The sequence below is a fragment of the Pseudomonas sp. 2hn genome (assembly GCF_019646095.1).
Classification (GTDB): domain Bacteria; phylum Pseudomonadota; class Gammaproteobacteria; order Pseudomonadales; family Pseudomonadaceae; genus Aquipseudomonas; species Aquipseudomonas peradeniyensis.
Map to the genome: position 1 here is coordinate 2,255,263 of NZ_CP081016.1, position 12,328 is coordinate 2,267,590.

Annotated in this window: 10 protein-coding genes and 1 pseudogene; 5 read left to right on the forward strand and 6 right to left on the reverse strand. The window is 56.5% G+C overall.

Going from position 1 to position 12,328, the window contains the following annotated elements:
* Positions 1–85: 85 nt before the first annotated feature.
* The 3 genes from K2O50_RS10330 (at position 86) to K2O50_RS10340 (ending at position 3,173) form a co-directional block, all read left to right on the forward strand.
* Positions 86–1,171, forward strand: a complete 1,086-nt coding sequence (locus K2O50_RS10330) for an ATP-binding domain-containing protein (RefSeq protein ID WP_371263154.1) — start codon at positions 86–88, stop codon at positions 1,169–1,171.
* Between the two features lie 43 nt (positions 1,172–1,214).
* Positions 1,215–2,846, forward strand: a complete 1,632-nt coding sequence (locus K2O50_RS10335; RefSeq protein WP_156329655.1) for a hypothetical protein — start codon at positions 1,215–1,217, stop codon at positions 2,844–2,846.
* Between the two features lie 165 nt (positions 2,847–3,011).
* Entirely contained in the window at positions 3,012–3,173 is a 162-nt protein-coding gene (locus K2O50_RS10340; RefSeq protein ID WP_156329656.1) for a hypothetical protein, read from the forward strand.
* A 799-nt stretch (positions 3,174–3,972) separates the two neighbouring features.
* On the opposite strand, the pseudogene K2O50_RS26620 reads toward K2O50_RS10340, so the two are convergent.
* From K2O50_RS26620 to K2O50_RS10350, 3 genes and pseudogenes are all read right to left on the reverse strand, one after another.
* Positions 3,973–4,189 (reverse strand): annotated as a pseudogene (locus tag K2O50_RS26620) (IS5/IS1182 family transposase); the annotation flags it as partial.
* An 89-nt stretch (positions 4,190–4,278) separates the two neighbouring features.
* Positions 4,279–4,542 (reverse strand): DUF3077 domain-containing protein, encoded by a 264-nt coding sequence (locus K2O50_RS10345; RefSeq protein WP_050706425.1) that lies wholly within the window; start codon positions 4,540–4,542, stop codon positions 4,279–4,281.
* Between the two features lie 123 nt (positions 4,543–4,665).
* Positions 4,666–4,908, reverse strand: coding sequence for a hypothetical protein (locus K2O50_RS10350; protein WP_050706426.1), 243 nt, complete (start codon positions 4,906–4,908; stop codon positions 4,666–4,668).
* Between the two features lie 621 nt (positions 4,909–5,529).
* Here K2O50_RS10350 and K2O50_RS10355 point away from each other — a divergent pair.
* Entirely contained in the window at positions 5,530–5,754 is a 225-nt protein-coding gene (locus K2O50_RS10355) for a DUF3077 domain-containing protein (RefSeq protein ID WP_050706427.1), read from the forward strand.
* Positions 5,755–5,892: 138 nt separating this feature from the next.
* Here the strand turns inward: K2O50_RS10355 and K2O50_RS10360 are convergent, their stop codons facing one another.
* On the reverse strand, positions 5,893–6,282 hold the full coding sequence (locus tag K2O50_RS10360) for a hypothetical protein (protein ID WP_036986459.1): 390 nt from the start codon (positions 6,280–6,282) through the stop codon (positions 5,893–5,895).
* Positions 6,279–6,842, reverse strand: a complete 564-nt coding sequence (locus K2O50_RS10365) for a hypothetical protein (protein ID WP_050706185.1) — start codon at positions 6,840–6,842, stop codon at positions 6,279–6,281. The genes K2O50_RS10360 and K2O50_RS10365 overlap by 4 nt, the downstream gene beginning before the upstream one ends.
* Positions 6,843–7,467: 625 nt before the next feature.
* On the opposite strand from K2O50_RS10365, the gene K2O50_RS10370 reads away from it, so the two are divergent.
* On the forward strand, positions 7,468–7,728 hold the full coding sequence (locus K2O50_RS10370) for a helix-turn-helix transcriptional regulator (protein WP_050706183.1): 261 nt from the start codon (positions 7,468–7,470) through the stop codon (positions 7,726–7,728).
* 211 nt (positions 7,729–7,939) lie between these two features.
* Here the strand turns inward: K2O50_RS10370 and K2O50_RS10375 are convergent, their stop codons facing one another.
* The gene (locus tag K2O50_RS10375) at positions 7,940–12,076 is read right to left on the reverse strand and encodes a DEAD/DEAH box helicase (protein WP_259470171.1); all 4,137 of its coding nucleotides are present in this window, start codon (positions 12,074–12,076) and stop codon (positions 7,940–7,942) included.
* Positions 12,077–12,328 lie beyond the last annotated feature (252 nt).

Sequence of the window (12,328 nt, forward strand, 5' to 3'; positions counted from 1 at the left end):
TAAGGAACAAAGAGAGATCTATCATGGTGCTCCGCCGACAGACTCAATTCTGGTTGTCGGTCCGCCTGGGACGGGAAAGACAGTGATGGCTTTCCACCGTGCTGCGTTTCTTCAGATTCTTGCAAATAAAAAAAATGATAAAGGTTTGCTTCCTCGTGTGATCATGTATAACAAGGTTCTTTCAAGTTACACATGTGCAAGGGAAAGTGTCGCCGGTGGTGTTGATACATCCACTATGCATGCTTGGGTTTACGAATGGTGGCGAGGAATTTTTCGACGGAACCCACCATTCTTACCTCAGGATCGCTGGAGGTACGATTGGACAGATATGTTAGTCCAGGTTGCGAAAGAGAAAAGTTGGAAGGGCAGAGGAGGGCATTGGGGGCACTTGATAATTGACGAGGGGCAGGATTTTCCTAAGGATATGTATTCGGCCCTCGGCATGATGTCGAACTTGTTAAAGCGAGAGGTTTCTGCCGTTCCTCCTGCGGTTACTGTTTTTGCAGATGAGAATCAACGTCTTTCGACTGACAAGAACTCTACCGTCGATGATATTAAGAGTGCATTATCAATTAATGATGAGCGCTTATATTGTTTGCGTAAGAATTATCGTAATTCTAGGCAGATTGCAGGGTTTGCAAGGCACTATTTTGTAGGGCTCCCCTCTGGCGTTCCAGACCTCCCTGAGCGGATTGGCAGGTCGAAACCGCGCGTTGTTGTTGCATCTAACTTTGAGGTTATACGTCGTAGAATCGCTATCTATGTGGCGAATAATCCTGGGTTGGAAGTCGGGGTTTTATGTTCGAGTGATGTAGTTAGGAGGCAGGTTTTCAATAGCCTCTCATCGCGACTTAACGGGAAGGGAATTGTTGTTCAGACCTATTCAAATGGTGATAAAAATAGGCATCCTGCGGAGCGTTTGATCTTTGACAAGGGTGGATGCGTTACGGTTCTCAATTTTCAGAGCGCCAAAGGCTTGGAATTTGATACGGTTTTCCTTGTAGACCCATTCTCTGACCAGGGTGGCGCAGGCGATCAACATACAAGTATGCAACTCTATGTCATGGCGTCTCGGGCAAGGGATTACTTGGAGTTACTGGTTATGAATCAGCCTCATAACTTGGCTGAACGACTTCCGGATAAAAAACTTTATGAGCAAATCACAGAATAAGACCATCAGGCGGTGGTTCGTTTCAGTCCATCAGGACCGCCTTATGGAAGCTTTTGCAAGAGGCTTCTTGGCTACTGATAAATCCCATGAAGTATTCGTCGCCGAATGTAGAGTTAGTCGTCAAGCGCTGACTAATGCACGGGAGGGTTTGAGCTGGGGAGAGGTGGTTTTGATTGAAGTTGAAGTTCAAGGTCATGCTCATGAGGGAGGGCGAGCCAATTTATTACAGCCAATACTTCTTAGCGATTGTTTGGCATGTTGGTTGCGTTCGCGAGATGCAGTGGTGGAGCTTGAGGCTAGACTTGAGGCTTTTGATGATACGGTGGCAAATGCTCTGGAATTGAAAGTGGATCCTGCCCTATTCCCAGGAAATGATGGCGCAGGAGACTCTGATGCAGAAAAGGCACTTTCTTTGTTCTCCGAGGAAGTTAAGGCTGTAGATGGAGAAGAGCTTGCTGTCAGAGTTGAAGGCGAGGGGCAGTACGTAGAGATATCGTCTCTGGATAAGTTGTCTGGTGCTGTCTCGCTGCTCTCTTGGCAGATAATTCGAATCGGATGTTCGCTCGAGCTACTGAGACAACTATTAGATGTTCCTGTCGGGCCGGAAAACGGGGTGGTGAGGTTTGCTAGCCAGATTTATTCGGTGCTGAGACCTCAAGAGGTCAGTTCCGAGGATTTTCGGATATTTGTTGCGGCTGCATCTATGCTGGGTGAGCTGGACCCGCGGAAAGGATTTGACGTTGATGATTTTATTAGTGAGGTCTCAGGGCGTCTAGTAGTGGAGCTTGATAGCTCACCAGAAATAAAGATATTTGCTGAGACTATCCGGAAAGTCTTGGATAACCGTATCGAACTGACTAGCTCGAAGATAGACGATAGCGGGCGAATTGCACAGCGGGCACTAATGATATTTCTCTTGACATCAGGTCCTGAGCAGATGATGCGATGGATTAGTGCAAGACCTGATGTCGGACAGTCTGTTTCGATATTGGCGTTTATGCTGTCCGGACTTTACTACGGCCTGGGCGGCATTCCTGCTAGCGCCAAGGCGATAAGCAGGCAGGCATTCCTTGGCGCAACTGTGGTGGGGCGGAGCATTGCCGTTGGTGGAGTTGTTCCTGTTCACGTGCATCGTAAATGGGGGCCGTTGGCAGAAGAATATGAGCAGCTTGTAGTCTCTGACTTCGCCGTCGCGGATATCGTCAAACCCGCATCTCGATCTTTAACGGAGGTATTAGGTCGGCTCAGAGAGAAAGGCTATGAAACCGAGATCAACCCTAGCGACGGTTGCATCAATGTTTCTTTCGATGTGAGGGGAGAGGCATCGAAGCTGATCGTCTATGTTGGGCCGTCGGTATTTCGAGTGCCTTCAGATGATGTGGTTAGATTGACGTACCGTACTCGGCAAGTCAGAAAGGGAGCGATTCAGCGTCAGTTGCTTGAGAAGATTCTGAGCGGTGTAACTTATCCAGTTATAGCCAGCATAGGAGAGTCTCCTGGCGTGGTTGGGCTTACTCTGGAGCTTGGACTTGACCTTGATGTTGACCTTGGACGAAAGATGTTGGTGGACGCGGCTCAGAAGCTCGAGCTTGTGACGTTTGATGAATCAGGGGGGCGGAAAGGAGCTGGACGGGCGGCAAAGCGAAAGGCAAGTGCCTCATCAGACGCGGGTTAAGTGACGTATCGAGCGTGCGAAATTGAGGTCCCTACATCCCCAACCCATGCAGGTTTGAGGCATTGTGTAGTAATAGCCGATTATCACCGAGTTTCCGGCTGTGCTATGTCGCAATGTGTTGGAAGGGAGTGTGAGGCAGAGATGAACGCCCGCGGGGAAAACGAAATGGATCAAGTCAATTCGCAGATGCGGGCCATCGCTACGGCCACTTCGCTCGTCGAACTGGACAAGATCCTCAACCAGGGTATCGCCCGACAGCAGAGTCAGGCTCTGCTTAAAGAGGATGTGGCGGGCCAGATTCTCGCGCGAGTCGAAGAGCAGGCGTAGCTTGAGAGCTTGAGGGCGGCGATGTAGTCAGTTTGTAGATTGCGGCTGTGCTGGGGCGGCTTGCCGCTGTGCCGCGGGGGCGAAAGGGGGCGTTAAATCGGAACGGTCTCGGCTCCTGAGGATGAATTGCCTTGCCTTGAGTCGCCGGGCGGTGACGACAAGGCTCTTGCCGCGCAATGCCTGCTGTCTACCCAGCAAGTAAGTCTTGAGTCCGCGACTTCATCGACCACAGTTTATAGCTGCTATCAGTCGACCTCGTAGGCATCTAGTCAGGGACTTTTGCGGGAAATCGTTGAAAGCCGTCAGCTGGCGTAGGACATCGGTTGCAGCGAGCGCCCTAGGTGATGCTAGAAAAATCAGTGAGTTATGAGGTCGACCACTGGCATGGGGTGCAAGGGGGCGGGTGTTCGAATCACTCCGTCCCGACCAAAATACTCCAAAGAATCCGGTCACTTAGCGGTGGCTGGATTATTTATGGGCGAAAGTTTTAGTCCAGCTGATTTATACCCCACCGTACCTCAGTTGACTGTATCTCCATGATGTCAGGGGCATTCTATTCACCATTTCCGCAAGATCTTAACTGCCGCGCGGCGCATTCTCATTCGGAAAGGATGCGTACCTACATGCCAGGCCATTTGACGAATAGGCATGGTCTTGCAAGGTGACTGACCTATACCGAGGTAAGCTCCGTATATACGAGCAGAGGTGTGCCGCAGCCTACAGGGCGGAGCTTGTAACTAGCGTAATGGTCTGAGTTGGCAGTTGAAAGGTCGTTGCTAGTGAGGGCTAGTTATCACACTGAGAGTGTGAAGTGGAGTGGGATACCACGAGCGTCACTGACTATGTGAATTTTTGTGGTCAACCCACCCCAGCTTCGTCCAAGTGCGAGGTCCGTTGCTTCTTATGCGCTTTTTGCCTGCACCGGAAGAGACACGGACGGTTCTCACGGCGGTTGAGTCGATGCGCCAGGTTGTCAAGTAAATTTGGTCTTGTGTATTGAGCTTGACATGTAACTGTCCCTATCTGAATTTTCCCCGGTGGGCGCCTTCAGAGTTGGGCGACTAGTTTGGTCTCCGAAAGCGCTCCGGGAGCGTAGAGTGTTACTTTAGTGCCTCATGCCTAATTCGGCGTCATCCATTAATGCCTTAGCCAAAGCGCAGAGGTAATGGGAGGCCCAGATTAGTTGGGGCTTATCCTCCATCAGACCGTCAATAGTCAAGTCACGTGCACAGCCCATTAGTTCAGAAGCTTGTTCACGTGCGTGCTGGCAAGGTATGCCAGCTTCGATGCGGAATAAGGGATAGGTCTGCTTTTCACCCTGGTAGAATATGGTCTTACCAACAGTAAATTTTGTGTCGTCTGAAGCCATTGTTCAATCTCCCTGAAAATTTACTGCTCAGGCTGGTTAACTCCCAAAAGTTGATTGCTATGTGCGAAGTACTGCAGAGGTTTTTGTGAGTAGGCCCAGCCTAAGTATTATATAGCCTGAATTTTAATAAGTATCCCTAGGCTCAGTGGGCATCTGTAACTGGATCAGCGCAGATTCAAGCAAAGCCCTCAGCGCCTCTATCTCATGCATCGAGGCCATCATCAGAATCGATACCGGCGACTTGGGCTGTAACAACAACGCCTGTTGTACAATTGTTTCCGCACACAGTGCATAATCAGTGGCCTGGATTAGGGTGTCTTCAAGGGTGAGCATATTGTGAGGAGGATCGGGGACGATCTTAAGCATGGTGTGGCTCCTGTCGTGATGGAGCAACCACCAAACGCGGCTAAACGAATAGGTGGCAGCTGTACGCGGGTTAGCCGACCGGGACGTCAGGCACCCGGCGCACCCGAAGGTGCCCCACGTACAGCCGCCATAAAGGCGCAGATGTCGATTACTCGGCATTGCACGGCTGTGGTGTCTGACGATGTCGGGCGGCTAAACCCGGTCGTTGAATAGCAACGACATGCCGAGACTAGAGCTCACTTTTGGCGCGTGCAACGGAAAATCAGCGGAGAGAGTATCTTTGGGAAATGGACTACAAGGAAGGGGCTAAATCTGATTTTTTCATAACTCAATACCTTCGACGCTGCTTACCTGTAACGAACTGCATCCTCAAGTCCACTCACTAACCTTTGGGGCTCTGCGTAAGCCGACAATTCGATAGCCTTGACCTGTGGCACCCGATATTACAAAAGCGGGGTGAGGCGTATTACAGCGTTCGTGCGCGAATGGCAGATCTATGCCTAACCGCGAAAAGATGATAATTGCCGCATGGATTGTGTAGGTAAGCATCAATGGTTTATTGGTTGAGCATCGCCACGCCGGCCGGACTGTCTGTACTAAGTTTGGCGCGGGGAGATAGGAGTGCAAGACCCGCTGTTCCGCGTGGTGGCGGGGCATCCGCTGAACCATGCGGTGGAGCAGGCGACCGTGTTGATGTGTGCAGTGCACAAGATCAGTGATCTGGCGATGGTGGAGACTGATCATCTGCCTACGCTGCTGACGGCGGTGCATTACCTCAGTGGCATGGCCAAGGCGTTGGCCCAGGATGTGAATCATGGGTTGATGGTTGGGCGGGGGGCTGAGTAGGGGGAGGGTATCTGGCTGGTGGCTTGGTTGTCTGGGCGGGCGCTATCGCGGGGCAAGCCCGCTCCCACGAGTCCGCGCCTGCGAGCCCGATTCCTCGAACCCGGTCCCACAGGCCTGCTCCCGCGTTTCGGATAGCCGTTATGGCGCCAGATTCACGCCGTTACAGCGCCCCTTGGTGGAGAAGTCGTTGATCTGCCGCGCCTTGTTCACCGACATCAGGATCGTACAGCCGCCAGGATGGGCCACGTCGTCCCAGTAATTGGTATGGACCATCACGTTGCCTTGCATCTCGGCGGTGCTGCCGACCACCTCCTTTTGCACGTAGGTGGTATCGCGGTACCAGCCCAACTGCACCCCAGTGCCGTTGGGCAACGGCTCCATGCGCATGGGCGGGCCGAAGAAGTCGATGGCTTGCTTGGCGTCGCGCCCTTGCCATTGGTTGCCCGCCATCAGCTCCGGCAGGGTCGGGATGCAACCGGCCAGCACAGGGAGCAACAGGCCGAGGACCAGCAGTGGGCGCGTGCTCATCGTGGGGTGTTCGCCAGCATGTCGTCCAGCTCCTGCACCGCCTGGCTGTTGGCCTGGACGCCGATCAACTGGATGAACATGGCCTGGATGGTGGCGACCATTTGCGCCGCTGGCATCTTGCCGATCGACAGCATCTGGTTGCGTGCGCGGTTGTCGGGGGCGCAGACGAAGGCGAAGGTGCGCTGCAGCCAGTAGTCCTTTGGTGCGGCCCAGTCTTTGGCGTTGGTTTTCACATCGCGCACGGCGCCGTCGAAGCGACGTATCGCCCGGGCGCTGTCCAGGCGGATCTGGCGCTGTTTGCATTTGACCTGCACCTCGTAGGCGGCGAGGGTCGGGAAGGCCGGGTCTTCGAACAGCTGCATGACCTGGGCCGATTGCACGCCACCGGGCTTTTGCAGGATGCCGGCGGCATCGGCGACGTAGACCTCGTTGTGCAGGCGTTCGCCTTTGCCGTAGATGATCCAGTAGTCGCCCGAGGCGGGTGCGGCCAGGGCCGGGGTGCTGCAGGTGAGGGCCAGGATGGCCAGCCATTGGCAGAGGGGTGGAAGTTTGTGACCCATGGAGTCCTTTCCTGGTTTTTGTAATCCAGAAGGGACTATACGAGCGCTGGGTGAGTAGGGTCGATTAGGGCGGTTGTGCTAATGGCTAAAGGCCGGCGGCGTTCAGGTGCGGTTTAGAGCAAGCGCCTGTGCCGATCGATCGGCAATGGGTATGTAGTCTCGTTCTGAAACATGTAACGGTGGGCTTGTGCCTCATTTCCCTCAAGTGATTCTGCTGTACATTCCCTTGGGCAGACCGCACAGGCGGCAGTTGTCGCAGGGGCCGGATTAAGGAGCAAACCATGTCCAAATCAAGGGTGAAAGTGGCTCTTCTAGCCGAGCACGAAGCGCAGGAGGCTAAAAATGCCTTTCTCGAGCTTGTGCACGCTGACATTACCGAGCACCCGGAACGTATCCAGCCCATCCCGGCATCGTTGCTGAGTCGGACGGCTCATCTTCGGGCCCGGGCGCAAGCTAATCTCGAGCGTCTCCCTAATACTGTGGCTCCTGAGCTACTAAAGTGAGGTTTTCTACAAATTTTGTAGCCTATCTGACACAAAGCTATCTGGGTGAGAGGTTGTCGCTGTGTGGCCCAAGGGCTACATAATTCAGAGAAACCCTTCTTTTTGATGCCCGAGAGCTACAAATGTCCTCTCTCTATGATGTCGCTGAAATGCTTAAAACGGTCCGAAGTGAAGCAAAGCTAAGCCAAGATGCATTGGCCAGCCGCGCGGGTGTTTCCCGTTCCACAGTGGCGAGGATGGAGACCCTGGCCAAGGGGGACATGAGTGTCTTGGCGCTTGTCCGTCTCCTGGAAGCCGCAGGCTATGACCTGAAGCTGGTGAAGGCTGGTCACGCACGTACGGTCGAGGACATCCTTGAGGAACAACGGTCTGGGGTTGCTTGACCATGATCCTCGACGTCCATGTCCGTTCCAGGCACGTGGCCAAGCTTTATCGGGCGTGTGACGAATAACGCGGCGATGATCGAGCAGCTTTGCGAGTCTGAATTGCTGGGCAAAAGGTGATACCGCTTTGGGTTGCCGGGTGAGGCCTGCGGCGTGCCTTGCCTTCCCAACAACCCTGAGTACTGGCCACGCTAGCCCTACGCCCAACCAATCATTGCAGCGAACCCGCAAGCACCGCCAACAGTGCATCAGCATCCAGCTTGGCACTCACTTCCCCACCCTCCAGCAGGCTGTCGGCCAGGTCTCGTTTGCGAGCATGCAGGGCGACGATCTGCTCCTCGATGGTGTTCTCGGCTACCAGCCGGTAAATCGTCACCGGACGCTGCTGGCCGATGCGATAGGCACGGTCACTGGCCTGATCCTCCACCGCCGGGTTCCACCAGGGGTCGAGGTGGATCACATAGTCGGCGGCGGTAAGGTTAAGGCCGCTGCCGCCAGCTTTCAGGCTGATGAGGAAGACTTCACCCGCGCCAGCCTGGAAGGCATTGATTCGGCTTTCCCGTTCCTTGGCGGGCACGCTGCCATCGAGGTACTGGTAGGCGATGCGTTTTTCATCGAACCAGGCACGGACGATACTCAGGTGATCGACGTACTGGCTGAAGATCAAGGCCTTGTGGCCATTGTCCAAAAGCTCTTCGACGATCGCGGTGACAGCCTGGAACTTGCTGCCAGGCAGGGTCGAGCCCGGAGTTACCAGGGCTGGGTGGCAGCAGAACCGGCGCAGGCGGGTGATCTCCGTCAGTATCTGGAATGATCTACCTGCTCCGGGCGCCAGATCAGAGACATTGCTCACCGCTTGCTGGCGAAGGGCCTCATAGAGGTGAGCCTCTTCATCGGACAGCGGTACTTTGTAGGTGATCTCTGTGCGCGCGGGTAATTCGTCGAGCACCTGGCTTTTCAGGCGGCGCAGGATAAAGGGCTGGATAAGCGCTTTCAGAGCCCGTCGGGCTGCTGCATCGCCCTGCTCGATGGGGGTAGCGAAGCGGCTGTTGAAGTGTTCCTGGCTGCCGAGCAGCCCTGGGTTGATGAATCGGAACAGGTTCCACAACTCGCCCAAGTGGTTTTCCAGCGGGGTGCCAGTGGCGACCACGCGGAAATCGGCCTGCAAGGCCATTACCGCTTGAGAGCGTTTGGTCTGGGCATTCTTGATGGCCTGGGCCTCGTCCAGCACGACGCTGTGCCAGTGGCAGGCGGCGAAGGCTGCGCTGTCCTGCTGCAGCAACCCGTAGCTGGTGATCACCAGGTCGCCGGGGCCGAGATCTGCCAGGCTGCGCGCTTGCTGATACAGATGCAGTTTCAGTTGTGGCGCGAAACGCCGGCTCTCAGCCTGCCAGTTGAGGGTTACCGACGTCGGTGCCACGACCAGTTGCGGGCCACCGGCGGCCCGCTGCAGCAGAACGGCCAGAAGCTGTACCGTCTTGCCCAGGCCCATGTCGTCGGCCAGGCATGCGCCGACACCCCATTGAGCCAGGCGTGCCAACCAGGTGAAACCCTCATGCTGATAGGCGCGCAGGTCGGCCTGCAGGGTGCGAGGGAGCTGAGGTTGGTGGTCGCGCATCGACTGCAGTTTTTCGAGGTGCGCCTGCCAGCTTTTATCGGCCTTGAACTCGCTCACCTCGGCGGCCAGCCCGGCCAGCAACGGGGTCGTCAGCGGGCTGAGGCGAAGGCCCTGGTCCGTGACCCGATCAGCCAGATACGCCAGTTCCTCCAGGTGTTTGCGCAAGCGCTTGTCAAGCGCCAGCCAGTCACGCTCGTCGAGCTTGAGGAAGCGTCCGGGGCTGGCCTTGAGCAGTTCCAGAAGCTGGCGCAGTTGCAGCACTTTGCCGTCATCGAGTGCGACCTCCCCTTGCAGGATGAACCAGTCACCCTGTTTGCGCAGGCCGAGCTTGAGCGCGTCGAGGTTCACGCGGCCCTTTATGCGCAGGCGCTCGCCCTCTGGCCAGACGCAGTGCAGCAAGCTGCCGTCCAATGCATGCAGTTCGCCGAGTACCTGCAAGGCATCCTGAGGCTGGTCCAGCTGCCATTCCTGGCCATCGCTATTGGCGTTGGCCAGGCCGGGGCAGGCATGCAGTACCTGTTGCAGTGTCTGGCGTTCGCCTGCCAGGTCGCGGCAGACCTGCAAGGGTTTGCCGTCGCGCTCGCCAAGCAGGTTCTGCGCGCCCTGGCCCGGGCGAAACCAGCTGCTCTCGGCCAAAGGGCGCACCAGCAGTTGTAAGCGCAAACCTTCGGCAAGTGGCAGCAAATGCGCGTACAGGCGCGTATCGGCAGGTTCCTGTTCAAGGTTCACCGAGAGCTCGGGCAGGTCCGAATGGATGGGTAGCAGCGGTGCGATGGCACTGATGGCTTCGATCAGTTGCGCCTTGCCCGATTGCGGTACGCGCAGGCCGTCGCCGATGATCCTGGCGATCTGGCGCAGATCGCTGTTGACCGGATAGAGCTGCAAGCGGGTCGGTGTCTGCTGATCAATGTAGAAGGTCTCGGCGGTGACGACGCCCGGAGGCTCGAGACGCAGATGGATCTGTCCGTCCTCGGCCTGAAGGTGCAGGCTGGCTTCGCCTGCCTGGAGATCGATGCGTGTGTCAGGGGCATCTTGCCAGAACAACGCCGGATGACCGACCAACCTGGGCAGGGCCGTGCCAAGCGGCAATTCGTACTCGGTGTGGTAGTAGGACTGGCTGACTTGAATCGCGCTGATCACCTGGCGGTCTTGCTCGCAGAGAAAGTCCAGGCTGTCGCCCTCGTCCATCAGGCGTTTGAGTGCCACGGGGCGGCCCTTGCTCCATTGTCCCTTGGCCCCCAGTTTCTGCTCGCGTGGCTCAAGCTGGTTGCCATAGCGATGAAGACTTAATAACCACGCCAGGCGGGTGCTCTTCTTGCCAGCCGCGGCGACCGGTGCATTGGCCGGTTTCAGCTGACTCAGTGCGCTAAGGGCATGCTGCCAGGCTTCCTGGCGCTGAAGCAGCGCAGTCAGTGGTTTGAGACCTGCATCGTGATGCAGGTCGTGAAGCTGCCGGGGCACGCCGAATTGCATGGCGATCAGGGCGTCGAATTCTGCCGCCAGCCAGTTGTAACCCTGTTGATCGAGTTCGCCTCGGTAACCTTCCAGCTTTGCGCGCCAATCGGGCCCACGCGCGAGCGGGGCATCCAGCCAGTACAGTGCCAGGGAGAGCATCAGCCCATCCAGGCCGTTGAGCGTGGTTGAACGCAGGTAGGACAAGTCCGGCGTGTTGCCTTGCAAGCGCTCGAACACCTGATAGAGCGCCGGATAAGCACTGCCGTAGTTTTCCTTTGTGCCCAGAACCAGTGCCTGTTTGAGCGCAGCATAGTGCTGGCTGTCGTTTTCAGCGATCAGCGCCAGGCAGTACAGTGCATTGAGCAACGGTGGCAGGTCGATTTTGCGCTTCTTGGTCTGTTTGCGCTGATCGGTGAGCCAGGCCCGCAGCAAGCGCAGGGTTTCGTTAGGCTGGCCGCGCAGCAGCGACTGCAGGCACTGTGTTGTCAGCGGCAGCTCTTGCTCGCCATAGTGTTGCAGCGCCCCCCAATCGCCACGCCAAAGCGCCTGTTGAACCAGTTGCAGGCGCAATGCGAGGGACGGCTTGAGTGCCATCTCCTGCTTGGCCAATGCATAGCTCTCGTCTGCCGGCCCCAGCAGGTCGTTGTTCAGGCGCAGGTGATCCTCGATCAGCAGCCCACGTACCGTCTCGTGCAGTTTGCCGATCACTTCCCGCCCGGCCGGATCGCGTTGCAGCAGGCGCATAGGGTGCTGGGCATGCCACTCGCTCACGGGGAGCACCCTGTACGACAGGTACAGCGAGTCCGGCAGTCGCTGACTGTCGCCGCTCAGCAGGTGTAGCCAGAGTTCTTGCAGTACTCGGGGTCTGCCAGGCATTTGCCATTGCCCAAGTGCAGGCAACCTGGCGTTGATCTGATTCAAGCACAGGTTCCCCTCGGCTGTGCCCAGCAGGCTGAGGAGCACGCTGTTACGACACTGTGCCGACACGCAGAAATATTGCCCTTCGTTGCGTTGCTCGACTTCGATCCAGCCCTGGCTTTGTAGCCACTCCAGCAAGGCGGGCAGGGTCTGCGCGTCAAGCAGCTTGCCGTCATCGTCACTGATCTCCATGGCCCGCAGCAGTTTGAGCAGCGAGGTCTTACCTTTGCCAGGAACCGAGGTTACCAGCGCATAGAGAACAGCCTTGCAATGATCAGGCAGCGAATGGGGGGAGAGGGTGCTAAGGGACATCCTGGATCTCTTTGATGCGATTGTGGCACGGGTGCCCTGGGTCAAGTCGCCTGGTGATGCCCGCGCTGAGGTCGGCCTTGGCAGCAACTTGGCTCTGTATCTACCTGGTGCAGTACTTGATTCGGAATGCGAAAAATCCGGTGAAAGAGGATAGCACCAGGCATCGCTTCAATGCGGGCGTTTGGACGGTGACTTGGCCGCACGCTTTTGGGGCTGAAATCGCCGGGACCGCTTTGCGGTCCTTTCGCGGCGCAAGGCCGCTCCTACAGAGGGGGGCGGCGTATATCTTGGCTGGTT

Coding starts and splice junctions, on each gene's coding strand:
- K2O50_RS10330 (WP_371263154.1), top strand. CDS start 86: ATGGCTTTCCACCGTGCTGCGTTTCTTCAGATTCTTGCAAATAAAAAA.
- K2O50_RS10335 (WP_156329655.1), top strand. CDS start 1,215: ATGGAAGCTTTTGCAAGAGGCTTCTTGGCTACTGATAAATCCCATGAA.
- K2O50_RS10340 (WP_156329656.1), top strand. CDS start 3,012: ATGGATCAAGTCAATTCGCAGATGCGGGCCATCGCTACGGCCACTTCG.
- K2O50_RS10345 (WP_050706425.1), bottom strand. CDS start 4,542: ATGGCTTCAGACGACACAAAATTTACTGTTGGTAAGACCATATTCTAC.
- K2O50_RS10350 (WP_050706426.1), bottom strand. CDS start 4,908: ATGCTTAAGATCGTCCCCGATCCTCCTCACAATATGCTCACCCTTGAA.
- K2O50_RS10360 (WP_036986459.1), bottom strand. CDS start 6,282: ATGAGCACGCGCCCACTGCTGGTCCTCGGCCTGTTGCTCCCTGTGCTG.
- K2O50_RS10365 (WP_050706185.1), bottom strand. CDS start 6,842: ATGGGTCACAAACTTCCACCCCTCTGCCAATGGCTGGCCATCCTGGCC.
- K2O50_RS10370 (WP_050706183.1), top strand. CDS start 7,468: ATGTCCTCTCTCTATGATGTCGCTGAAATGCTTAAAACGGTCCGAAGT.